Source organism: Streptomyces sp. JLBT605, from assembly GCF_058215555.1.
Genome location: NZ_CM177087.1, coordinates 4,970,250 through 4,992,489 on the forward strand (window position 1 = coordinate 4,970,250; position 22,240 = coordinate 4,992,489).

23 protein-coding genes and 1 other RNA gene are annotated in these 22,240 nt (G+C 72.6%); 16 read left to right on the forward strand and 8 right to left on the reverse strand.

What is annotated here, in order from left to right:
- Positions 1-156: 156 nt before the first annotated feature.
- From AC4BDD_RS21665 to AC4BDD_RS21675, 3 genes are all read right to left on the reverse strand, one after another.
- Complete coding sequence (locus AC4BDD_RS21665) at positions 157-990, reverse strand: hypothetical protein (protein ID WP_490687117.1); 834 nt, start codon at positions 988-990, stop codon at positions 157-159.
- Between the two features lie 168 nt (positions 991-1,158).
- Positions 1,159-2,088, reverse strand: coding sequence for an N-acetylmuramoyl-L-alanine amidase (locus AC4BDD_RS21670; RefSeq protein ID WP_490687118.1), 930 nt, complete (start codon positions 2,086-2,088; stop codon positions 1,159-1,161).
- Positions 2,089-2,190: 102 nt separating this feature from the next.
- Positions 2,191-2,832: a class I SAM-dependent methyltransferase gene (locus AC4BDD_RS21675; RefSeq protein ID WP_490687119.1), complete on the reverse strand. Its 642-nt coding sequence runs from the start codon at positions 2,830-2,832 to the stop codon at positions 2,191-2,193.
- Between the two features lie 400 nt (positions 2,833-3,232).
- Here AC4BDD_RS21675 and AC4BDD_RS21680 point away from each other — a divergent pair, with 400 nt between their 5' ends.
- The 3 genes from AC4BDD_RS21680 (at position 3,233) to AC4BDD_RS21690 (ending at position 6,290) form a co-directional block, all read left to right on the forward strand.
- On the forward strand, positions 3,233-4,123 hold the full coding sequence (locus AC4BDD_RS21680) for a MaoC/PaaZ C-terminal domain-containing protein (RefSeq protein ID WP_490687120.1): 891 nt from the start codon (positions 3,233-3,235) through the stop codon (positions 4,121-4,123).
- Between the two features lie 69 nt (positions 4,124-4,192).
- Positions 4,193-5,278, forward strand: coding sequence for a Zn-dependent alcohol dehydrogenase (locus AC4BDD_RS21685; RefSeq protein ID WP_490687121.1), 1,086 nt, complete (start codon positions 4,193-4,195; stop codon positions 5,276-5,278).
- A 58-nt stretch (positions 5,279-5,336) separates the two neighbouring features.
- A complete protein-coding gene (locus tag AC4BDD_RS21690) occupies positions 5,337-6,290 on the forward strand; it encodes a 3-oxoacyl-ACP reductase (RefSeq protein WP_490687122.1) in 954 nt (317 codons plus the stop codon).
- A gap of 52 nt (positions 6,291-6,342) precedes the next feature.
- Here AC4BDD_RS21690 and AC4BDD_RS21695 read toward each other — a convergent pair whose 3' ends face one another.
- Positions 6,343-6,516, reverse strand: a complete 174-nt coding sequence (locus AC4BDD_RS21695; RefSeq protein WP_490687123.1) for a hypothetical protein — start codon at positions 6,514-6,516, stop codon at positions 6,343-6,345.
- A 283-nt stretch (positions 6,517-6,799) separates the two neighbouring features.
- A complete protein-coding gene (locus tag AC4BDD_RS21700; RefSeq protein ID WP_490687124.1) occupies positions 6,800-8,581 on the reverse strand; it encodes a hypothetical protein in 1,782 nt (593 codons plus the stop codon).
- 248 nt (positions 8,582-8,829) lie between these two features.
- Between AC4BDD_RS21700 and AC4BDD_RS21705 the strand changes: the two genes are divergently transcribed.
- From AC4BDD_RS21705 to AC4BDD_RS21715, 3 genes are read left to right on the forward strand one after another with little or no spacing between them, the layout of a single operon-like run.
- Complete coding sequence (locus AC4BDD_RS21705) at positions 8,830-9,738, forward strand: Nif3-like dinuclear metal center hexameric protein (RefSeq protein ID WP_490687125.1); 909 nt, start codon at positions 8,830-8,832, stop codon at positions 9,736-9,738.
- Positions 9,735-10,478 (forward strand): zinc ribbon domain-containing protein, encoded by a 744-nt coding sequence (locus tag AC4BDD_RS21710; RefSeq protein WP_490691879.1) that lies wholly within the window; start codon positions 9,735-9,737, stop codon positions 10,476-10,478. Before AC4BDD_RS21705 ends, AC4BDD_RS21710 begins: the two co-directional genes overlap by 4 nt.
- Positions 10,478-11,818, forward strand: coding sequence for a bifunctional RNase H/acid phosphatase (locus AC4BDD_RS21715; protein WP_490687126.1), 1,341 nt, complete (start codon positions 10,478-10,480; stop codon positions 11,816-11,818). Before AC4BDD_RS21710 ends, AC4BDD_RS21715 begins: the two co-directional genes overlap by 1 nt.
- A 142-nt stretch (positions 11,819-11,960) precedes the next feature.
- Here AC4BDD_RS21715 and yaaA read toward each other — a convergent pair whose 3' ends face one another.
- Positions 11,961-12,758, reverse strand: coding sequence for a peroxide stress protein YaaA (gene yaaA, locus AC4BDD_RS21720; RefSeq protein WP_490687127.1), 798 nt, complete (start codon positions 12,756-12,758; stop codon positions 11,961-11,963).
- 360 nt (positions 12,759-13,118) lie between these two features.
- Here yaaA and AC4BDD_RS21725 point away from each other — a divergent pair, with 360 nt between their 5' ends.
- Complete coding sequence (locus AC4BDD_RS21725; protein ID WP_490687128.1) at positions 13,119-14,633, forward strand: RNB domain-containing ribonuclease; 1,515 nt, start codon at positions 13,119-13,121, stop codon at positions 14,631-14,633.
- Between the two features lie 94 nt (positions 14,634-14,727).
- An RNA gene (gene rnpB / locus AC4BDD_RS21730) (RNase P RNA component class A) lies at positions 14,728-15,130 on the forward strand.
- Between the two features lie 410 nt (positions 15,131-15,540).
- Here the strand turns inward: rnpB and AC4BDD_RS21735 are convergent.
- Positions 15,541-16,110: a DUF4232 domain-containing protein gene (locus AC4BDD_RS21735; RefSeq protein WP_490687129.1), complete on the reverse strand. Its 570-nt coding sequence runs from the start codon at positions 16,108-16,110 to the stop codon at positions 15,541-15,543.
- 448 nt (positions 16,111-16,558) lie between these two features.
- On the opposite strand from AC4BDD_RS21735, the gene AC4BDD_RS21740 reads away from it, so the two are divergent.
- The 8 genes from AC4BDD_RS21740 to AC4BDD_RS21775 all read left to right on the forward strand — a co-directional run bounded on the left by AC4BDD_RS21740 (position 16,559) and on the right by AC4BDD_RS21775 (position 21,320).
- Positions 16,559-17,125: a hypothetical protein gene (locus tag AC4BDD_RS21740; protein WP_490687130.1), complete on the forward strand. Its 567-nt coding sequence runs from the start codon at positions 16,559-16,561 to the stop codon at positions 17,123-17,125.
- A 431-nt stretch (positions 17,126-17,556) separates the two neighbouring features.
- Positions 17,557-17,964, forward strand: a complete 408-nt coding sequence (locus tag AC4BDD_RS21745; RefSeq protein ID WP_490687131.1) for a DUF6093 family protein — start codon at positions 17,557-17,559, stop codon at positions 17,962-17,964.
- Positions 17,961-18,359 (forward strand): hypothetical protein, encoded by a 399-nt coding sequence (locus AC4BDD_RS21750; RefSeq protein WP_490687132.1) that lies wholly within the window; start codon positions 17,961-17,963, stop codon positions 18,357-18,359. Before AC4BDD_RS21745 ends, AC4BDD_RS21750 begins: the two co-directional genes overlap by 4 nt.
- Positions 18,360-18,410: 51 nt before the next feature.
- Entirely contained in the window at positions 18,411-18,638 is a 228-nt protein-coding gene (locus tag AC4BDD_RS21755; protein ID WP_490687133.1) for a hypothetical protein, read from the forward strand.
- 186 nt (positions 18,639-18,824) lie between these two features.
- Entirely contained in the window at positions 18,825-19,067 is a 243-nt protein-coding gene (locus tag AC4BDD_RS21760) for an antibiotic biosynthesis monooxygenase family protein (RefSeq protein WP_490687134.1), read from the forward strand.
- Between the two features lie 294 nt (positions 19,068-19,361).
- On the forward strand, positions 19,362-19,847 hold the full coding sequence (locus AC4BDD_RS21765; protein ID WP_490687135.1) for a hypothetical protein: 486 nt from the start codon (positions 19,362-19,364) through the stop codon (positions 19,845-19,847).
- A 570-nt stretch (positions 19,848-20,417) separates the two neighbouring features.
- Positions 20,418-20,669, forward strand: a complete 252-nt coding sequence (locus AC4BDD_RS21770; RefSeq protein ID WP_490687136.1) for a hypothetical protein — start codon at positions 20,418-20,420, stop codon at positions 20,667-20,669.
- Positions 20,670-20,747: 78 nt separating this feature from the next.
- The gene (locus tag AC4BDD_RS21775) at positions 20,748-21,320 is read left to right on the forward strand and encodes an AAA family ATPase (RefSeq protein ID WP_490687137.1); all 573 of its coding nucleotides are present in this window, start codon (positions 20,748-20,750) and stop codon (positions 21,318-21,320) included.
- A 165-nt stretch (positions 21,321-21,485) separates the two neighbouring features.
- Here the strand turns inward: AC4BDD_RS21775 and AC4BDD_RS21780 are convergent, their stop codons facing one another.
- Entirely contained in the window at positions 21,486-22,139 is a 654-nt protein-coding gene (locus tag AC4BDD_RS21780) for a DUF3558 domain-containing protein (RefSeq protein ID WP_490687138.1), read from the reverse strand.
- Between the last annotated feature and the right edge of the window lie 101 nt (positions 22,140-22,240).

Below are 22,240 nucleotides of genomic sequence, written 5' to 3' on the forward strand. Positions count from 1 at the left end.
CCATGCCCTCCCGCCCGCTTCCCGCTTGGTGACGGACCGTCAGAAGCCGGATGAGGTAGGGGACTGTACGGGCCGGGCCCGGGAATGGCAACGGCCCCCGTCCGGATCGGACGGGGGCCGCGACTGCGTCCAGATGCGACGTCGGGCTGTCGGGTGTCAGCCGCGCTGGATGCCGGTGGTGTCCTGGAGGACACCGCGACGGCCGTCCTGGGTCTGGGCGACGAGCGCCTGACCGCGCTGCTCGACGGCGAGGTACCAGGTGCCCGGGGCGAGCTCGGCGATGGTGGTGGAGGAGCCGTCCTCGGCGTACAGCGGACGGGCCACCGGGACCGCGAACCAGAACGGCGCGAAGTCCGCGGAGCCGCCGGCCGCCGGGGCGGGCGCCGGGGCGCCGGCACCGGGCTGACCGCCGAACGGGGGCTGCTGCTGGCCACCGAAGGGGGCGGCGGGCTGCTGGGCGTTCGGGTAGCCGTAACCACCCTGCTGCGGAGCGGCGGGGCCACCGTAGGGAGCCTTCGGCCCGCCGGCGCCGGCGGGCATCAGCGGGGCCTTGAGCGCGGGCAGGATCGGCGTCGCGACCGCGGCGGCGGCCAGGACCAGGGCGGCGATCAGGCCGAGGATCAGGCCCGCACCGGCGTCGGGCGAATCGCCGCGCCCGAGCTCGCCCTCGAAGAGGATGTTGTAGGACTGGTCGGTGTCGAACAGCGCGCCGAGCGAGCTCCACGCGGCGGCGACGGTGAAGGCGATACCGAACTGCCCGAGGTCGAGGCCGACGATCTTGCGGCCCTGCCCCATGGCGCTGCCAGCCACGATGAGCCCGGCGCCGATGATGCCGGCCAGGTACACGCTCATCAGGAGGTTGCCGTTGTCCCAGGCGGTGGGGGCGTCGCCGCCTTCAAAGTCAAGGGTGTCCAGGAACGAGGCGATGAACAGCAACACCGCTGCTCCGATCACCACGCCGTCGCCTCGAGTGAGAGAGCGGATGTTCAACGTATGGTCCTTTGTCGGTCTCGTTGGAAAATCATGTCGCTTCGCCGGACGCGTGATGCGAGGGCGCGGGGGTGGTCCCCCATCGTACGGGTGAATCTATCGGCGGGACCGTCCGGTCGTCCTCTCGGTATCTCCCCGTTACGCTGCTGTTTCGTCAGGACCGCGGAACTACCTTTTCAGGAAGTCCGCAATGCCCTCGGCGATCCCCAGCGCTGCCCGATCGCGCCACTTCGCGTCGGTCAGCAGCGCCGCGTCCCCGGGATCGCGCATGTTGCCGCACTCGATGAACACTTTGGGAACCGTGGAGAGGTTGAGTCCGCCGAGGTCGTCGCGGACGGTCAACCCGGTGCCCTTGCCCAGATAGTTGGCGGGCTTGCTGTCCGTGGCCTTGCCGAAGTGGCTGATGAGCCGCGCTGCGAGCTTACGCGACGGGGTGACGATGGCCGAGGTGTCCGCGTCACCACTTCGTACCAAAGCCGGGGCGATCACATGGAACCCGCGGTCACCGGCGCCCGCGCCGTCCGCGTGCACGGAGACGACGGCGTCCGCGTGGGCCCGGTTGCCGATCCGGGCGCGCTCGTCCACGCAGGGACCGAACGGCCGGTCGCCGTCCTGGGTGAAGACCACTTCGGCGCCGCGCGCTTCGAGTAGTTCGCGGACCCGGCGTGAGACATCGAGGGTGTAGGACGCCTCGGCATAGCCGGAGTTGGTGGCGGCGCCGACGGTGTCGCACTCCTTGTGCGCCGTGCCGATGTCGACCTGACGCGAGATCTCCGCCGCGTGTTCACCATTGTGTGGATTGTGACCTGGATCGATCACGACGACTTTGCCTTTGAGGCTTTTCTTTCCGGCTGTGTCTTTTCCGGAATTCCCGGAATCATCAGAGCTGTCGCCATTGCTTGGCTTGCCGGAAGATCCCGGGCCGCGGGTCGAGGTGTGCCGTGGCCCGGCCGCGTGATCGTCGTCGCCCGGTGAGCCGTCGCCGGCGAGCGCGGACCACACCAGCCAGCCCGCGGTGCCAAGGAGCACCAGGACGGCCAGTGTGACGAGCGCGACGCGCGGGCGGCGGGTTGTGGGGGGAAAGCTGCCGTTCGACACCCGGGCGATGGTAGCTGTCCGCTCCGCGCGGCGATCGGCCGGGCGTCCACAGGGGGTGTCCGGTGGGTCGCCGTGGACGCCGCGCGGACCCGTCGGGCACCCCTACAGGGCGGTCTCCGGCACCCGGCGGAGCACCCGCAGCGACCGGGTCGCGGAGACCTCGGTGAAGGCGCCGGACTCCAGGGCGCGGCGGTAGACGCGGTACGGGGCCTGGCCGCCGTCCGCCGGGTCGGGGAAGACGTCGTGGATGACCAGCAGGCCGCCGGGGGCCACCTTGGGGGCCCAGCCCTCGTAATCCGCCGTCGCGTGCTCGTCGGTGTGCCCGCCGTCGATGAACACCAGGCCCACCTGCGCCCCCCACACCGTCGCGACCTGCGGCGACCGGCCGACCACCGCGATGACGTGATCTTCCAGGCCGGCGGCGTGCAGGGTGCGGCGGAAGGTCGGCAGGGTGTCCATCAGGCCGACCTCGGGGTCGACCACGGTCGGGTCGTGGTACTCCCAGCCCGGCTGCTGCTCCTCCGAGCCCCGGTGGTGGTCGACGGTGACGGCGACCGTGCCCGCCGCCCGAGCGGCGTCCGCCAGCAGGATCGTGGAGCGGCCGCAGTAGGTGCCGACCTCCAGCAGCGGCAGGCCCAGGGCGCCGGCCGTCTCGGCCGCCTCGTGCAGGGCGAGGCCCTCGTCGACGGGCATGAAGCCCTTCGCCGCCTCGAATGCGGCCAGCGTCTCGGGCTTGGGGGCCATGTGCGTCCTCCTGGGCTTAACGGTGCAGCACATGCTGCCGTACCGCCCACCAGGGGTCTTCGGTGGGTCTCCGCGACGACACGATCTGATGGGGTGTCAGCACTCTTCCCAGTCGATGGGGCATCGGCTATACATGGGCGCATCGGCTAGAACGCGTTCTATATCCACGCACACGCCACGCGGGCCGGCCGACCGATCACGACCCCGGCGCGGCCGACGGTGCGGACGGGCGGGCCGGGGTCTCGCCACCGCACTCCCGGAACCTCAACCCCGGAATCCTCAGACCCGGAACGCGCAGCCCCGGAATCCTCAGCCCCGACTCCGTCACCACCCGACTCCGTCACCACCCGACTCCGTCACCACCCGGCGCCGTCACCACCCGCCCAAGGAGTGCTCACCGATGCCCATCGATGCCGCCAAGGCGATCGCAGCCGAGCCCACCAGCACCGAGATCGCCTGGGACCACAAGGACATCCAGCTCTACCACCTCGGCATCGGTGCCGGGGTCAGCCATGCCGACGACGCCGAGGCCCAGGCGCGCGTCGCGGCCACCGACCCCGACGAGCTCCGCTACACCCTGGAGAGCAAGCTCCACGTGCTGCCCAGCTTCGCGACCGTGGCCGGCGGCGGGATGGCGCTCGCCGGCGGCCTCGCCGCGCCCGGCATCGACGTCGACCTGGCCGCGGTGCTGCACGGTGGCCAGTCCATCGAGCTGCACCGGCCCATCCCGGTCAAGGGCGTCGCCACCCAGACCTCCCGCGTCGCCGCGGTGTACGACAAGGGCAAGGCGGCCGTCATCGTGCTGCGCAGTGCCACCGCCGACGCGGACGGGCCGCTGTGGACCTGCGACACCCAGATCTTCGTCAAGGGCGAGGGCGGCTTCGGCGGCGAGCGCGGCCCGTCCCACCGCCCGGAGCTCCCCGCCCGCGACCCCGACCGCACCGTGCTGCGCCCCATCCGCGAGGAACAGGCCCTGCTCTACCGCCTCTCCGGCGACTGGAACCCGCTGCACGCCGACCCCGAGTTCGCCAAGCTCGCCGGATTCGACCGGCCCATCCTGCACGGCCTGTGCAGCTACGGCATCGCCCTCAAGGCCGTGGTGGACACCCTGCTCCGCGGGGACGTCACCGCGGTCCGCTCCTACGCCACCCGCTTCGCCGGTGTGGTCTTCCCCGGCGAGACCCTGCGCGTGCGCATGTGGCGCGAGGAGCGCCGGGTCCGGGTGTCCGTCACCGCGGTGGAGCGCGACGACGCCCCGGTACTCGCCGACACCCTCGTCGAGCACGCCTGAGGATCCCGCCCGGTACCACCGCGTTCCGCCTCGTTCCGCCTCGTTCCGCCTACGAAGAGGAGCCGCACCGTGCGCGCAGCCGTACTGCACGAGACAGGGCAGGACAAGCTCGAGGTCCTCGACGACATCGAGCCCGCGGGGTTCGGGCCGGGCCAGGTGCGGCTGCGGATGCGGGCCACCGGGCTCTGCCACTCCGACCTGTCCGCGATGAGCGGCGTGCTGCCGCAGCCCGCGCCGTTCATCCCCGGTCACGAGGGCGCGGGCGAGGTGCTCGAGGTCGGCGAGGGGGTGACCGGGCTGAGCCCCGGCGACCGGGTGCTGGTCTGCTGGCTGCCCGCCTGCGGCAGCTGCCCGTCCTGCAAGCGCGGCCAGACCCAGCTGTGCCTGACCGGATTCCTCAACGCCGGCACGCCCAACTTCAAACGGCCCGGCGGCAGCCCCGAGGAGGTCTTCGGCTTCGCCGGTACCGGCACCTTCGCCGAGGAGGTCGTGGTCGGCGCCGGCTGCGCGGTGCCCATCCCCGACGACGTCCCGTACGACATCGCCGCGCTCATCGGCTGCGGGGTGACCACCGGACTCGGCGCCGTCCTCAACACCGCCCAGGTGCGGGCCGGTTCCTCGGTGGCTGTGATCGGCTGCGGCGGGGTGGGCATCAGCGCGGTGCAGGGCGCCCGCGCCGTCGGCGCCGCGGAGATCGTCGCCGTCGACCCCGTGGAGTCCCGGCGCGAGGCGGCACTGCGCTTCGGCGCCACCGAGGCGCTGGCGCCCGAGGCGCTCGCCGACGCCAGGAACCGGCTCACCGGGGGGGAGGGCTTCGACTACGTCTTCGAGGTCGTCGGCCGCTCGGACACCGCCCGCACCGCCTACGAGACGACCCGGCGCGGCGGCACCCTGTGCGTCGTCGGCGCCGGAGCGGTGGACGACTTCCTGAAGGTCAGCATGTTCGAGCTGTTCTTCGACGAGAAGCGCATCCTGCCCTCGCTCTACGGCGGCGGGGACGTGCTGCGCTCCTACGAGCGGGCGATCGCGCTGTGGCGGGCCGGCCGGATCGACCTGGCCGGCCTCATCACCCACCGGGTGGGGCTCGCTGAGGTGAACGAGGCGATCGAGCAGATGCGGACGGGCGCGGCGCTGCGCACCTGCATCGAGATCTGAACAGGGATCCGAGCCCTCCACGAGGCGATGAGCCGAGGGCCCGAGAGAGGGGAGCGGCATGGCGCTGCTGGAGGGGAAGACCGCGATCGTCACCGGCGCGGGGCGTGGTCTCGGCCGAGCCGAGGCGCTGGAACTGGCCCGGCTGGGCGCGCATGTCATCGTCAACGACTACGGTCAGCCGGGCCGCGACGGCTCCGGCGAGGCGTCCGCCGTCCCGGCCGAGGAGGTGGCGGCCGAGATCCACGCCGCGGGCGGCAGCGCCACGGCCCACACCGGCGACGTGGCCGACTTCGCGTGCGCCCGCGAGCTGGTGCGGCTCGCGGTCGACGGCCACGGATCCCTCGACATCCTGGTGAACAACGCGGGGATCCTGCGCGACCGGATGGTCTTCTCGATGCCCGAGGAGGACTGGGACTCGGTCATCCGGGTCCACCTCAAGGGCCACTTCAACACGGTTCGCTTCGCCGCCGCGCACTGGCGGGAGCGGTACAAGGCGGGGGACGGGAAGCCGGTCCACGGGCGGGTCGTCAACACCTCCTCCGAGGCGTTCCTCGCCGGGTCGGCCGGCCAGCCCAACTACGCGGCGGCCAAGGGCGGCATCGTGGGCCTGACCACCTCCACCGCCTCGGCGCTCGCCAGATACGGGGTGACGGTCAACGCCATCTGCCCGCGCGCTCGCACCCGGATGACCGAGGACGTCTTCGCGGCCGTGCAACCGGGCGGGGACACCGAGGCGGGCGGCGGCCTCGACCCGCTGGCGCCGGAGCATGTCGCCCCGCTAGTCGGCTATCTGGCCTCTCCCGCGGCGGCGAAGGTCTCCGGCCAGCTGTTCGTGGTGCACGGCGGCATGGTCGCCGTGCTGGAACGGCCCAGGGTGGCGGCGAAGTTCGACACCGCCAAGGACTCCTTCACCGTCGAGGAACTGGACGGACTGCTCACTCCGTACTTCGACGAGCTGCCGCCCGGGGAGAGCTTCGCCGCCGTGGAGGTGCTCCGGCTGAGCCACGGCTGACGGTGTGTGCCGGTGGCCGCGTCAGGCGGCCGCCGGCTGCCGTCGACGCCGGTCAGGACGCCTGGATCGGCGCGGGCCGCCGGTGCTTGCCGTGGCCCGGCGCCTGCGACACGTCCTCGGCCGCGGCCTGGACGCCGCGATGCTTTCCCGGTCCCGTGGGGAACTGGGCCGCCGCCTGCTGCGGGCGCGCGCCGGCGGTGGCGGTGCTGGTCTGAGACTCGGACATATCGGAAATCACCCCGTCGATTCGGTCCGTGCGCTGCATGGGAGGCAGGCCACGACCGCTCTACGCGCCATCAGAAGCCTCCGGAATCGCCGATTCCCGAATCATCGATTCCGGATAGCCGGTCCACCGATGGTGTGTACGGAAACATGGCCGCGTAGCCCCCCGCCGGGAGTCTAACCACGCAGTCGATCTCCGCATTCCCCCGACGCGCCGCATTCCCCCGACGCGCCGGACGCGCCCGACGCGCCGGACGTTCAGCATGCTCGGGACGCCCTGGCTTCCGCTACGCCCGTGCGATCGGGGCCTGTTGCAGCGGAACCGGCCGCAGCGGCACCGTCCTTGAGGGAGCGGGCCGGGACGCGGCGGCCGGTCGTGGAGCCGCCGGACGGGGCGCGCCGCCGGGCCCGGGTGGGCGGCGGCGGGGCACCTCGGCGATCCGTACCCACTTCCGTCCACCGCCCGGCTCAGCCGTCCCGCCCGCGGCGCCGGCGGAAGCCTCCCGCGAGGCCCGCGCCTGCGCCCTGGCCTGCGGAACCTCCGTCCGTACGGCGCCATCGGCCGCGCCCTCCGCCCGAGCCGCCTCGGCTTCCGGCCCATCCGGTCGCGGCCCCTTTGCCCCGCCCCCCGCTGCCCGCGGGGCTTCCACCCGAGCGGCCTCGGCCCCCGGTCCGTCTGTCCCCTGCCCTTCCCCTCCAAGCTCCTTCCGCGGGGCTTCGCCGGCAAGCCCCGCTGTCCGCCCGGGCCGCACCGCCGCTCGCGGGGCCGGCGTCGGCGAGCACACCCGCCGCAGTCCGCAGGGCACCGCTTCGGTGGTGTACGGCAGACGGAGTTCGCCGTCGGCCGTCCACAGCCCCGCGCCCGACAGCCAGCCGTCCGGGGCGGCGATCCGCCGCAGCCGTCGCTCGGACGGCCGCCACAGTCCGATCCACGGGCCGTCGGCCCCCGGGCCCCCGTCGCCGCCACCGGCACCGGCGTCACCCCCCTCGGCGCCGGCACCGGCGTCATCGCCACCGTCCGCCGCACGACCGTCGGCCGCGTCGACCCGGAAGGCCACCGCGCAGGTCTCCGGCATCAGCACCTGCCCCGGCTGCACCGCGAACGGCGTCGGCACCGCGTCCGCCGGCCGCAGGCAGTCGGGGAAGCGCACCGGAAGCGTGCTGCCCAGCACCCCCCACCCCAGCCGCTCCTCCCCGGGCGCGTCGGACCGCAGCAGCAGCAGTCCGCTGTCCGGGTCGGCCAGCAGCAGACGGTCGTTGCTGGCCTCGGTGATCTGCAGCAGCGGGCTCGCCTCGCCGCCGCCCCGCAGGTCGAGGACGACGGTCTTGGTCCGGCCGTCCAGCTCCCGGTCGAGCGCGAGCAGCCGCCCGGCGCGGTCCAGCCAGCAGCCGCCCGTACATCGCCCCGGCACCTCGGTGATCCGCCGCGGCGCGCCCTCGCCGTGCACCAGCCACACCGCGGTCGACCGCGCGCCCTGAGCCAGCGCGAAGGCGGCGGTGCCGCAGGGCGCGGGCGGCAGCAGCGACAGCACGGGGCTGTCGACCGTCCCCACCGGCCGCTCGCCGGTGCCCGGGCCGGTCGGGTAGAGCAGCGCCAGCGCGTGGTGCCCGGCGACCCGGCGGCGGATCAGCACCTGGCCGTCCGCGAGCGGCAGCACCTCGCTGTCCGCCTCCTCCGGCTGCGTGCCGGGCAGCGGCACGGCGTACGGCTCGGGGCCGGTCAGCGTCCAGCGCTCCGGATACCAGCCGCCGGTGGTCGCGCAACGCGCCAGCCGCGCGGCGTACGAACCGTCCGCCGCGATGGTGAGCCCCGGGCGGGGCGGGGCCGGCACACGCGGCGGGGCCGGCACACACGGCGGGTCCGCGGTGTCGCGGTGCGGGGCGTCACGCTGTTCGGTGCCGCTGTGCGGGGCGTCGCGGTGCGGGGCGTCGCCGGTGTCGTGGTCCGCGGTGTCGCGGTCCGCGGGGTCACGGTGCGCGGTGTCGTCGTCCGCCGGGCCGCGGTCGGCGCCCGGGGCGGCGAATGGGGGTACCCCCGGAGGAAGTCCGGGCGAGGCACAGGCCGTCATGGTGTACGTCACCTCCGGCGCAGAACGTAGTTTTCGCACTTCCAGCCGAACAACGCGAGTTGAGCGCGTTCACCCATAAGCGTGGCGATGGTCTGATTCGTCGGGACTCGCGGCCGTCGGTGTGCTGCGGGCGCGCCGAGGCCGTCGGAAGGGCGCGGGCCGGGCGCGCCCGACGACCGGCCCGCGCCCGCCGAGGGGCCCGGGCAGCCAGGACACGCCGGTCACGGGGGACAGGTAGCCTTTCTTCCGTGCCCGCACTCATTGACGTCATCGCCGCGCTCGACGCTCTCTGGCCCCCCGAGCGGGCGGAGCAGTGGGACGCCGTCGGCACGGTCTGCGGCGACCCGCAGGCCCAGGTCAGCCGGGTGCTGTTCGCCGTCGACCCGGTGCAGGAGGTAGCCGACGAGGCGATCCGGCTCGGCGCGGACCTGCTGATCACCCACCATCCGCTCTACCTGCGCGGCACGACCACGGTCGCCGCCGACACCTTCAAGGGCCGGGTGGTGCACACCCTGATCAAGCACGACATCGCCCTGCACGTCGCGCACACCAACGCCGACCGCGCCGACCCCGGCGTCTCCGACGCCCTCGCCGGCGCGCTCGACCTGCGGATCACCGGCCCGCTCGTGCCCGACGCCGGCGACCCCACGGGCCGCCGCGGCCTCGGCCGGATCTGCGAGCTCGAAACCCCGCAGACCCTCGCCGACTTCGCCCGCCGCGCTGCCGAGCGGCTGCCCGCCACCGCGCAGGGCATCCGGTTCGCCGGCGACCCGGAGCGCGTCGTGCGCACCGTCGCGGTCTGCGGCGGCTCCGGCGACAGCCTCTTCGACGAGGTCCGCGCCGCCGGGGTCGACGCCTATCTCACCGCCGACCTGCGTCACCACCCGGCCTCCGAGGCCAGCCAGCGCAGCCCGCTCGGGCTGGTGGACGCCGCGCACTGGGCCACCGAGTGGCCCTGGACCGAGCAGGCCGCGGCCCAGCTCGACGAGATCTCCGACCGGCACGGCTGGGGCCTGCGCACCCATGTCTCCCGTACGGTCACCGACCCCTGGACCGCCCACGCGGCGTCGTCCGCCCAGCCCGGGGCCGCCCATGAGGCGCCCGATGCCCCCGGCCACCCCAAGCCCACCACGGATTCCACAGGAGCCCCCCGCTGAACGCCTCGCCCGCCGACCAGATCCGCCTCCTCGACGTCCAGGCCCTCGACGTCCGGCTGTCCCAGCTCGCGCACAAGCGCAAGACGCTGCCCGAGCACGCCGAGATCGAGACCCTGACCGCCGACCTGACGCAGCTGCGTGACCTGCTGGTCGCCGCGCAGACCGAGGAGAGCGACACCGCTCGCGAGCAGGCCAAGGCCGAGCAGGATGTGGACCAGGTCCGCCAGCGTGCCGCCCGTGACCAGCAGCGGCTGGACTCCGGCACCATCACCTCCCCGAAGGACCTGGAGAGCCTCCAGCACGAGATCGCCTCGCTCGCCAAGCGTCAGGGCGACCTGGAGGACGTGGTGCTGGAGGTCATGGAGCGCCGGGAGTCCGTCCAGGAGCGGGCCGCCGAGCTCACCGGCCGCGTCGAGTCCGTCCAGGCCAAGGCCAACGACGCGATCGCGCGCCGCGACGCCGCCACCCAGGAGATCGACGCGGAGACCGCGACCGTCACCAAGGAGCGCGCGCTCGTCGCCGCCTCCGTCCCCGCCGACCTGCTGAAGCTCTACGACAAGCTGCGCGGGCAGCAGGGCGGCGTCGGCGCCGCCCGGCTCTCCCAGCGGCGCTGCGAGGGCTGCCGCCAGGAGCTGGCCATCACCGAGCTGAACGAGGTGCGGTCCGCGGCTTCGGATGCCGTCGTGCGCTGCGAGAACTGCGGCCGCATCCTGGTCCGCACGCCCGAATCGGGTCTGTGATGCGGGAGTTCGTCGTCGAGGCGGACGGCGGGTCCCGGGGCAACCCGGGGCCCGCGGGCTTCGGGTCCGTCGTCCTCGACCCGGTGACGGGCGAAACCCTCGCCGAGGCCGCCGAGTACATCGGCACGGCCACCAACAACGTCGCCGAGTACCGCGGCCTGATCGCCGGCCTGCGCGCCGCGCACGCGCTGGACCCGACGGCCCGGATCCGGGTCCGGATGGACTCCAAGCTCGTCGTGGAGCAGATGTCCGGCCGCTGGAAGATCAAGCACCCGGACATGATCCCGCTGGCCGCGGAGGCCAGGACGGTCTTCCCGGTCGGCCAGGTCACGTACGAGTGGATCCCGCGTGAGCGGAACAAGCACGCGGACCGGCTGGCCAACGAGGCGATGGACGCGGGTGTGCGGGGCGGCCAGTGGCAGCCCAAGGCGCGGCCCGCGGCGGCCGCCGCGGACGCCACCGCGGCCGGGATCGTCGCCGCCTCCGCCGGTACCGCGACGGTGGGCCAGGGGGCCGCGGCCGGGGCCCAGGCCGGTGCCGCCACCCGGGCCTTGGGCCGTGAGGCCGTGACTCCCGCCGGTGGTGCGGTGCGGACGCGGCCCGGCGCGCAGCGGTCGGCCGCCGAATCCGAGAGCGCCGCCGAAGCCGGGGCGGCCGTGGACACCGGCCGGGCGCCGGTGACTCCGCCGGCCGGCTGGGCCGCCCCCGCCGATCTGGGCGCCCCCGCCACCCTGGTGCTGCTCCGGCACGGCGAGACCGCCCTCACCCCCGAGAAGCGCTTCTCCGGCAGCGGCGGCAGTGACCCCGAGCTCTCCGCCGCCGGCCGCCGCCAGGCCGAGCAGGTCGCCGCCACGCTCGCCGCGCGCGGCACCATCCAGGCGATCGTCAGCTCCCCACTCCGGCGCTGCCGCGAGACGGCCGAGACGGTGGCCGCCCGCCTCGGGCTCGAGGTGCGGATCGACGACGGTCTGCGCGAGACCGATTTCGGGGCCTGGGAGGGCCTGACCTTCGCCGAGGTGCGGGAGCGTCACCCCGCCGACCTCGACGCCTGGCTGCGCTCGGCGAAGGCCGCGCCGACCGGCGGCGGGGAGAGCTTCGCGACGGTCGCCCGCCGGGTCGGCCTGGCCCGCGACAAGCTCATCGCCCGGTACTCGGGCAAGACGGTGCTGGCGGTCACCCACGTCACCCCGATCAAGACCCTGGTCCGGCTCGCCCTCGGCGCGCCCCCGGAGTCGCTGTTCCGGATGGAGCTGGCCGCCGCCTCGCTCTCGGTGGTGGCGTACTACGCGGACGGCAACGCGAGCCTGCGGCTGCTGAACGACACCTCCCACCTGCGCTGATCCGGACGCCCGGTTTACGGCACAGCGTGTCACCCGCGCTGTGCCGTACGGCTCTGCGCTGACCTCCGGCGCTGTGCCGTACGGTCCGCCGCGGCGGCATCCGGACGACGACGGCGGGCCGGGGGACGAGCCCGGGCCCGCCCTACAGCTCGGTGACGATCACGTCCAGCGACCAGGGTGTCCCCGCCTTCGACGGAGCCGACGCTTCCACGGTGTGGCCCAGCCCCCGCACCACCTCGACCAGCTCCGCAGGCCCGGCCGGGTCCGCCCCGGCCAGCAGCAGCTCCCGTACCAGACGTCCCTTGGTCGCCTTGTTGAAGTGGCTGACCACCGACCGCTTCTCCACGCCGTTCACGATCTTCGACTGGAGCACCCGGACAGTCGCGGTCCGCTCCGCCACCGCGCCCTTGGGCCGCCAGGCCGTGGCATACGCGGCCGACCGCAGGTCCAGCACCAGACCGTCGCCCGCCACCTGCGGCAGCACCTCGGCCATCGGCGCGCGCCAGTACGCCCCGAGCGCGCCGAGCCCCGGCAGCTTGACCCCCATCGAGCAGCGGTACGACGGGATGGCGTCGGTGATCCGCACCGCGCCCCACAGCCCCGAGAACACCAGCAGCGACCGCTCCGCCTGCCGCCGGGCCGCCCCGCTCAGGGTGGCCAGGCCCAGCGCGTCGTAGAGCACCCCGGTGTAGATCTCCCCGGCAGGCCGGGTCGCGGCCGTCCGCAGCGCCGCGTTCTTGGCGATCTCGCCGCGCAGCCCCTGGCTCAGCCCGAGCACCTCGGCGGCCTTGTCCTCGTCGCCCGCGCAGAGCGACACCAGTTCGTCCAGCGCCCGCGCCCGCGCCTCGCCCAGCCCGGGCAGCGCCAGCGTCCCGAGGTCCAGCGGCCCGCCGGCCCCCTCCGCGGCCTTCCCTTCGGACGGCGGCAACAGCACCAGCACCTCGGACTCCTCACACCTGGCGGACCACGGGCCGGCGGCTCCGGCCCCGTCGCAGCTTAGGGGATGTCCGACGGGTCTCCGTGGCGTCGCGACCCCTGGCACTCCCTGGGCCCTTCTCTGCACCCAGGCCCTTCTCTCCACCGAAGCCGAACCGCGGCCACCCCCGAGACGAGGCGCCACCCCGCGCGGGCCCGCGCCCGGCCTGTCCCGCGCCGGGCCACCCCCGCCTGTCCCGCGCCGGGCCACCCCCGCCTGTCCCGCGCGGGCGGCGCCCGGCCTGTCCCGCGCGGGCGGTCCGCGGCCGTCCGCCGCACCCGGCTCGCCGTGCCGGGAGGGCGGCCCGCGCCTACGCTCGAAGCCATGCCCCGTCGCCCCATCCACGTGCCCGAGACGGACGGTGCCGAGCTGCGCGCGGCGCTGGGGGACCTGCGCGGACGGCTCGGCCTGGCCGGCTCCTTCCCGCCCGCCGTGCTGGCCGAGGCAGAGCAGGCGGCCGCGCACCACCGGCCGCTGCCGGACCTGGAGGACGCGACCGACATCCCCCTGTTCACCATCGACCCGCCCGGTGCGATGGACCTGGACCAGGCGATGTTCCTGGCCCCGCGCCCCGGCGGCGGTTTCCGCGTGCACTACGCCGTCGCCGATGTGGCCGCCTTCATCGTCCCCGGCGGGGCCCTCGACGCCGAGGCCCACCGCCGCGTGCTGACCCTCTACTTCCCCGACGGCCGGGTGCCGCTGCACCCCGCCGTGCTCAGCGAGGGCGCGGCCAGTCTCCTCCCCGACCAGGACCGCCCGGCCCTGCTGTACCAGCTCGACCTCGACGAATTCGGCGAGCTGGTCTTCACCCACGTACGCCGGGCGCTGGTCCGCAGCCGCGCCCGGCTGGACTACGCGGCGGTGCAGCGGGAGCTCGACACCGGCGCCGCGGAGGAACCGCTGTCCCTGCTCCGCGAGGTGGGCATGGAGCGGGAGGCGCTGGAGCGGGCCCGGGGCGGGATCTCGCTGAACGTCCCCGAGCAGGAAGTCGTCCCGCGGGGTGACGGCTACGCCCTCGCCTACCGGGCCCGGCTCCCCGTCGAGGCATGGAACGCCCAGATCTCCCTGCTGACCGGCATGGCCGCCGCCGACCTCATGCTGGCCGCGGGCACCGGCATCCTCCGCACGCTGCCCGCCGCGCCGGACGGAGCCGTCGGGCGGCTGCGGCGGGTCGCCCGCGCGCTCGACGTGGAATGGCCGCACGGCACCTCGTACGCCGAGGTCATCCGCTCCCTCACCCCCACCCGGGGCTCCGCCGGCACCGGCGAGCGGGACCGTCCGCGGCCCGCGTCCACCCACATCCCGCCCCACCACGCGGCCTTCCTCCAGGAGTGCACGAGCCTGCTCAGGGGCGCCGGCTACACCGCGTTCGACGGTGACCCGCCCGACCCCGCCCTGGCCCGCCACGCCGCGCTCGCCGACGACTACGCCCACTGCACCGCGCCGCTGCGCCGCCTCGTCGACCGCTACACCGGAGAGCTGTGCCTGGCGGCGGCCGAGGGCACCGAGCCGCCGGAGTGGGTCCGGGCCGCGCTGCCCGCGCTCCCCGGCGAGATGGCGGGCGGCTCGGCCCGCGCCAACGAGGCGGAACGCGAGACGGTGGACCTCGTCGAGGCGGCGGTGCTCCGCGACCGGGTCGGCGAGGTCTTCGACGCCTACGTGGTGGACGTACGCGAAGAGGACCCCACCCGCGGCACCGTGCACCTCTACGACCCCGCGGTCGTCGGCCGGGTGGACGCGGGCCCCGGCGGCCCGGCCCTGCCGCTCGGCCGCCCCTTGCGGGTCCGCCTGCTGGCCGCCGACCCCGGCACCGAGAAGGTCCGCTTCGCCCCCGCCTGAGGCCATCCGGCGCCGGCAGGTCCGGGCGGCCGATCGCACCGGGCGCCGGTCCGGGCCGCCCCGTCCCGGCGGGTAGCATGGTCGACACGGCGGACGAGCCGGCCGGGCGGCCGCGTCGGGGTCCTGGACCCCGCCGAGGAACGTCCGGGCTCCACAGGGCAGGGTGGTGGGTAACGCCCACCCGGGGTGACCCGCGGGACAGTGCCACAGAAAACAGACCGCCGGGAGCCGCAAGGCACCCGGTAAGGGTGAAACGGTGGTGTAAGAGACCACCAGCGACCGAGGTGACTCGGCCGGCTAGGTAAACCCCACCCGGAGCAAGGTCAAGAGGAGCCGTCGGCTGACGGCTCTGCGCGGACGATCGAGGGCTGCCCGCCCGAGTCCGCGGGTAGACCGCACGAGGCCGGTGGCAACACCGGTCCTAGATGGATGGCCGCCTCCCCTGGCGCCGCAAGGCGCCTGGGAGACAGAACCCGGCGTACAGGCCGACTCGTCCGCCGCCTCCTGGGCCGGTCACCGCCCAGGGGCGGTGACCAGCACGTTCATCTCTTTCCACCTGCACGGGACCTAGTTCTGTCACCACGGCGTGCGCGACCCGCCGGTGGAAGGCGCCACATGGCGGGTGGACTGCGGCAGCATGAGCGTGCATCGATACGCCGCGGACCACGGAGGCGTCACGATGCCGATTCCCGGCGGCTGTCCCGTGCCACTGGATCTTGACCGTTTGCCATCGGACTTTGACGGACGCGAGTTTGTGTCATCGGAGTTTGATCACCGCAGGTCGGCGACTCAGCGCATCAAAGGTGCGCTGAGTCGCTGACCTGCACTTATGTGTAGTTCCTCGTAAACGTGCAGGTCAGAGCCTTGCGATCGTCATGCAGGCTGCTCGACTTGTGGGGACGGGGGGTCAGGAAGGCTTGACCGCCGAGACCGGGGTGGCAGTCACCTTGTTGTCGCACTCGGCCCACCACCCCTCGTTCAGGGCGACCTGGTGCTTCCCGGAGTGCGGCAGCCCGATGACCATCGTCGGATACGCCGCCGGGGTCTTGCCCGACACGCAGTAGCCGTCGCCCTCCCCCTGGACCTGGACGAAGGTCAGCTTCACCCACGCCTTGCCGTGCGGCCGGACCGTCACGTTGGTCGCCCTGCCGGTGGGGGTGACCTTGAGCGGGGTGTTGTGGGAGGGGGAGCCATTGCCGGCGCCCGCGACCGTCGGATGGCCCTTCAGGACGCACGCCTTCCGGGAGACGTTGGTGAACTGCACGACCGCCGCCCCGGTCCCGGTCCCGACGGGCGGGTGGGCGGCCTGCCAGGCGCTGACCTGGAGGGCGGAGGCCGAGCAGGCGGGCGGCGGAGTGGAGGTGGTGGTGCTCGCCGCCATGGCGGTGCCGGGCAGGATGCCGGTCACCGCCGCCGCGACGGCCGTGCCCGCCGTCGTCGCCAGAGCCGCCCTGCGAATGCCGTTCCTGTGCCACATATTGTTGTCCCCTGAGTCGTCTCGCCCGCGGGTTCCGGTCGTCGGTTGTTGCCTCGCGGTACGAGTGGTCGTTGGTACGTGAGTGCAGAGAGGGCGGGAGAGCGGCAGGTTCCGTGCGGCGATACTTGTGACGGAACGGTAACAACAGGCTGCACCCGTGCAGATGGCCGTCAGGGCAGACAGAAGCACCTCCAGCGCGCAACGGTTCTACCACGCCCCCGGCGCGCACCGAAGGTGCGCTGAGTCGCTGACCTGCGGTGATCAAACTCCGATGACACAAACTCGGGTCCGTCAAAGTCCGATGGCACACGGTCGAGATCCAGTGGCACGGGACAGCGGCGAAGGCCGCTCTACGGGCGCATCGCACCAACTCGCCAGTGTTGGAGCCGTGTTCCATCCATGCGACAACCTCATCGAAACGAACACGGCTCGTCATACGCTGCGGCGTATGGAGGGCTGGAAGTTCTGGTGGGGTATCGCTGCGTTCTTTCTAGGTGGCCTGGCAACCCAGTTGAACGGCTGGCTTACGTACCGGCGACAGCGGCAGGACAAGGCTGAAGAAGCTGAGGACGCCCTCAGGCAGCGCCGAGAAGAGTTCGAACTCGCCCACTTGGTCGACTTCAACCACCTACTTGTAGATGCCATGGAGAAGTTGCTGGACTACAACGGCGCGGTCCGACAGCACCTCCATCTACAGGAGTTGGGATCAGTTGACGATGAGACGGAGCAGTGGCGAAGTCGGGCGGAGGAGGCTTCCCATGCCGCTCTGACGAGCCTGGTCATGCAGGTTGGGTTCATTCTTGCCGACGACGTCAGGCGTCTTGCGAACGCGACGGGCGATCGCATCGCTAGCGCCAATGCCCAACTACATGCCGGCAACCCTCTCAATGTTGCAGAGCTCGCCGACGAGGCCGAGGCGCTACATGAGGGGGTTGCGGCACGCGTCCGCGAGATCTACGCAGGCCAGGGTGCCGTCTCGCAGGCAGGTGCACACCGGGGCGCTACTCGCGGCTGACAGCCCAACGACCTGCACTGACCATCGACGTTAAACGTCAAGCTGAGGTGGGGTTCCAGAACGCTGGGAAGGGCTCGGCGAAGTCCGTCAGGTTCATGCGGTCCCGCCCGAGACGCGAGCTCAGCACAACGCCCGGCCCAGCGCCAGCACCTGGGAGATGTCCACCCGCAGCCCGTTCCCCAGCTCCAGGTCCTCCGCCCGGATCGGCTCCACAGACGGGTGCCCCGCGCTCTTCGCCGTGCCGTTCAGCGCGTACTCCGTACCCCAACCCCGACGGCAAGCGCCAGGAAGCGATCGACGACTACAGCTACACCATTGACTCCTCCCGCTCCACCGGCGAGATCTACCTGTCGGAGTCCGAGGCGCGAGGAGTTGCGGCCGCTGCTGCGGTCCGCGTTCTCGATCGCGCCCGGCGCCCCGGCGGTCGCCCCGTGAGCGAGGACCAGGCCCTCAGGCTCGGCCGGGCCGCCGCCGAGCGGCTGATGCACGACACGGTGCGCCTGTACCGGCAGGGCCCGGACATCTTCGACCGCAACACGGGCACCACGGTGCCGGGACCGCAGACCACCCTCTACGCGGGCCGCGGTCGAGTGAAGCCGGTGCTGGCGATCGGCGAAGACGTGCAAGCCGGCGAGCGGGAAGTGGTCCTGCGTGACTACGTCGTCTCCCTGCCCTACGCGGCCCAGCTCCCGGCCGGGTCCCGGGTCCTGCCCGGGGACCGGGTGGAGGTGACCGCACCCCCGGACGCCCGGGTGATCGGCCTGGAGCTGTGGGTCACCGGGGCGAAGTCCAGCGCGTCGGCGACGGCCTGGCGCATCGCGGCGGAGGACCGAGCATGACCAGCATCCGGATCGACTGGACCGCCGTGCGCCGGCTGGAGCGGCACCTGGCACGGATGGTGCCGCAGGCCGAGCGGGACGCTGTGGCCGTGGTGATGCGCGGCGCGATGAACATCAAGCGGCACTGGCGAGCGAACGCCGCCGCCTCGGCCCCGCAGCACGCGCCGCACTACCCGCGCACCATCGGCTTCGACGTGCTGAGCCTGGCCGGCCGCGCCGAAGCCGAGATCGGCCCCAGCAAGACCGGCCGCCAGGGCGCGCTCGGCAACCTGCTGGAGTACGGCTCGGTCAACAACCCGCCGCACAACGACGGCGGCCGGGCTCTGATGGCGGAACCGCCCCGCTTCGAGGCCCAGATGGCGCTTGTCGTCGCCCGCGGCCTGGCCTGGTGGTGACCGTGGCCGTCCCCTCGGTGCAAGGTCAAGCCCGACGGCGACCGCGTGTTCATGGAGGTCACCAACGGTGGCGGCAGCTCGATCACCGTCACGGTGCCCTCGTACCCGACGGTGCGCGGCCAGGCCGTCGCCGACCGCGCGGTGACCGTGGCCGCCTCCGCCACGAAGAAGATCCCGATCTACGCCGACCTGAACACCAACCCGGCCGAACGGGCTGGCCGCGCTCGCCTACTCCATCACCACCTCGGTGACCGTCGGCGCCTACCGCATCTGAACTGAACCCACCCGTCGGCCTTGCCCTAACGCGGTAGCCACCAAAGGATCACGTCAGTAGCCTTGGCGTCATATGCTCCTTACTGACGGAGGGCTTCTCGCATGACCACCCCGTTCGTCCGCCCTGAACCGCCATACTACGCAGTGATCATCACCACTCGGCCGACCGCGGATCTCGAAGGCTACGCAGCGATGAGCGAGCGCATGGCCGAACTCGGTGAGGTGCAGCCCGGCTACCTGGGCCGCGAGTCGCTGACGGACGAGGACGGCCGGGACCTCGTCGTCATCTACTACGCAGACGAAGCATCGATAGCAGCATGGAAGGCCCACCCCGACCATCTCCAAGCACAGCAGCTCGGACGTGAACGCTGGTACTCCTCGTACAGCGTGGAAGTCGCGCGAGTGGAGCGCGCCTACGTCTTCAGCCGTGACTGAGGGAGGGACCCATCGCCAGCTGACGCCGGGCCTGTGGGCCCCCCGCCACTGGTTCTACGAGTCCCCTTTGGGGCAGTGAGGTGGGCCCCTGCAGACGTCCCGCATCTGCCACCAATTGAGACGATCTCTAAGACGCACCCGCTTAACGCATATGTGTGCGTGTGAAGAGGCGGGGGGTGCGTCAGGCTCAGGCGCGGACCCAATCCCAATCCGACTGGTAGGTACGGCCGTTGCGGGTGTAGTAGAGCTTCCAGTCGAGCTCGGTACCTTCCTCGACGTTCTTCGACTTGCAGAGTGACGGTACGGCTCCTGGTCACCACCGCGCGCGGCGGAGCGATCAACCGGTCAACGTTCGACGAGAAGCAGTGGAAGCCGGCACTCGCCAAGGCGGGCGTGATCGAAGCCCCGGAGGTGACGGTCGTACCCCGTCCCGGGAAGCCGGTGCTTCGGCGAGTGAAGTGGAGCATGCCGCGGGAGGACGGATTCCATGTCCTCTCGCAGTCCTGGCAGCAGGCGATGACGGTACTGGGCAGGTGGCTCTCCCGCGGCAGGGGCGAGCTTGTCGCCACCGGGCCCGCTGCGGGAGAATCGGCTGTAGTGGATCTTCCTGCCGTCATGGCGCTGCTCGCGGATCTCGCGGCAGCCGACGATGTGCCGGAGTGGCTGAGGGGTCGTGTCGACGGCCTGGCCGCCAATACCGCAGTGCCACCTTCCCCGCTCGAGGTCGAAACTCCCTCAGGACTCCCTCAGCGGTCACGCCAGCCCGTTGGATCACCCTGATGTGCAGGTCAGAAGCGTGATCGGCCCGGGGGTGGGACAGAACCCGGCGTACAGGCCGACTCGTCCGCCGCCTCCTGGGCCGGTCACCGCCCAGGGGCGGTGACCAACTTCCTCAGAACTCCACGGCGGTTCTCTGCTAGTCCCCGCAGTCCAACACCTGGGGAGCCAGGTTGATGGGGATCGCAAGAACGTTGACCTGACTGCCGCTGCCGCACGCGTTGAGGTCCCCGTCGTCGGAGTGGGCGGCGGCCCCCGGAGCAAGGGCAACGTGCAGAGCGATGGCGCAGGCGGCAAGGGCAAGAGCACGAAGGCGCATGGACATGTCCTCTTCGGTCAGCAAACGGGGCCTGTTCGGTCGAACCGGAGGGTAAGCCCAGATTCTGCCGCTATTGCCCCGACCACGCGGGATCGCACCGGACAGGGACCTGTTCGGACGATCAAGCTCACAGAACGGTAAGCAGAGGATGTGCAGGTCGGAAGCATGATCAGCACAGGGGTCGGTCGGAACGCGGCGTACCGGCCGACTGGTTTGCCACGCCCTGAACGGCCCGGCCGTCGTACTGTCGATATATGGACTTCCGCATCACGGCGGAGGAACAGACCGTCCTCTTCCTGATCGTCGGCCACCTCGACGAAGGCAACTCACCCACGGTCGAGGAGCTGTCGCGCGACGCCGGCGGCGACGTTCTGCGGGATGTGGCGTCGCTGCGCGCGAAGGGCTGGATCCTCAGCCGGCACATCGACGATCAGCTGACGGTGATCGGACTCTCCCCCATGGCCGTGACGGCACTGAGCAATCTGCGATACGGCCGGAGGGAGTGAGGGTCCCGCCGGGGCAGACGTGGAACGGGCTAGCCTGGTCGGTCGGGTCGGCCGCGAGATGTGGGAGGGGACGGCGTGGTGGGGACTGAGGGGGGCCTGAGGGGGTTCCGGCGGGGCGAGACGGGTGAGGTGGTCGTGCTCACCGGGCCGCCCGGGGCCGGGAAGAGCACGGTGGCGCGGCTGATCGCCGAGGACCGGCCGCTCAGCGTGCATCTGCACTCGGACGACTTCTGGGGCTTCATCCGGAACGGCGCCATCGCGCCCTACCTGCCGGAAGCGGAGCGGCAGAACGCCGTCGTCATGGATGCCCTGGCCGCCGCCACCTTCGCGTATGCCGCCGGTGGATACCGGGTGATCCTGGACGGCGTGGTCGGCCCGTGGTTCCTGGATGTCTTCCGGGTGGCGGGGAAGGCGCGCGGGGTTCCGCTGCACTACGTGGTGTTGCGGCCGGACGAGGAGACCACCGTGCGCCGCGCCACCGGACGCGGCCCCGGCGCGCTGACCGAGCCCGGACCGGTGCGCTCGATGCACCAGCAGTTCGCGGAGCTGGGCGACTTCGAGCGGCATGCGCTCGACTCGACCGCGCTGGGCGCCGGCGACACGGCGGATGCCGTGCGGCGGGGTGTCGCCGACGGCGTGTTCCTGGTGTGAACGCCCCGCCCCTCGTGCGCTGTTACGAGGGGCGGGGCGGCGTCCGAGTAGCGTCAGCAGCAATGACGTGTAGGGACGGGGACGACGTTAGCGGGAGGGTCTGACAGCGGACGTCGGGCAGGGGAGGGTCCGCGGCGCGGTGGCGCTTGAGGGGGCCGGCGGCGGTCAGCGGAGGGCGTGGAGTGCCTGGCGGACCGCGCTGAGGGCGCCCTCGCGGATCGTGGCGGCGGTGGGGGCCTTGCCGGAATCGAAGTCGCTGCCGTTGTACGTGACGGTGACCACGGCGTTGTCGGCGTGCACGACCACCACCGCTTCCCGGCTCTGCTGGCCGTCCTCGGTCGTCAGACGTTCCCGGATGGTGGCGGAGTCGCCGATACCGGAGATCGTCTCGCCGCCCTCCTCCGCTGTGGCCGGCCTTCCGCCGCCGGGCGGCGAGACGTCGTAGGTGATGTCCAGCCAGTGGTAGTCGTAGCCGTCCAGCGCGTGCCAGGAGCAGCCGCTGCGGCGGCTGCTGTCGTTCACCGACAGCCGGTCGCCCTCGCCCGCTCCACCGGGCACCAGCTCCTTGACCGTCCCGGCGGACAGCCCGGCGCAGGGATCGGCTGGGGGACCCGCGTAGCGGGCTCGCGCCGGGGCCGTGGCGGACGGGGTCGCGGACGGGTCCGCCGACGGGGAGGGATGCTCGGCGGCGGGCTTCCCGGCGGCGTGCTCCTGGTCCCGCGCGTCGGAATGGCCGGTGGTCGTCATGACCAGACCGGCGGCGGTGAGTGCGGCGACGGGCAGCAGACGGGCGCCCAGGGTGAACGGCAGAGATCGCACGGCGGTCTCTCTTCGGTCGGGTCGTGCGGGGGACGGCGAGCAGCGCGTGGCGACTGCGGGAGGATGACCATGCCATACGAAGATTGCGGCGAACAGTCCGG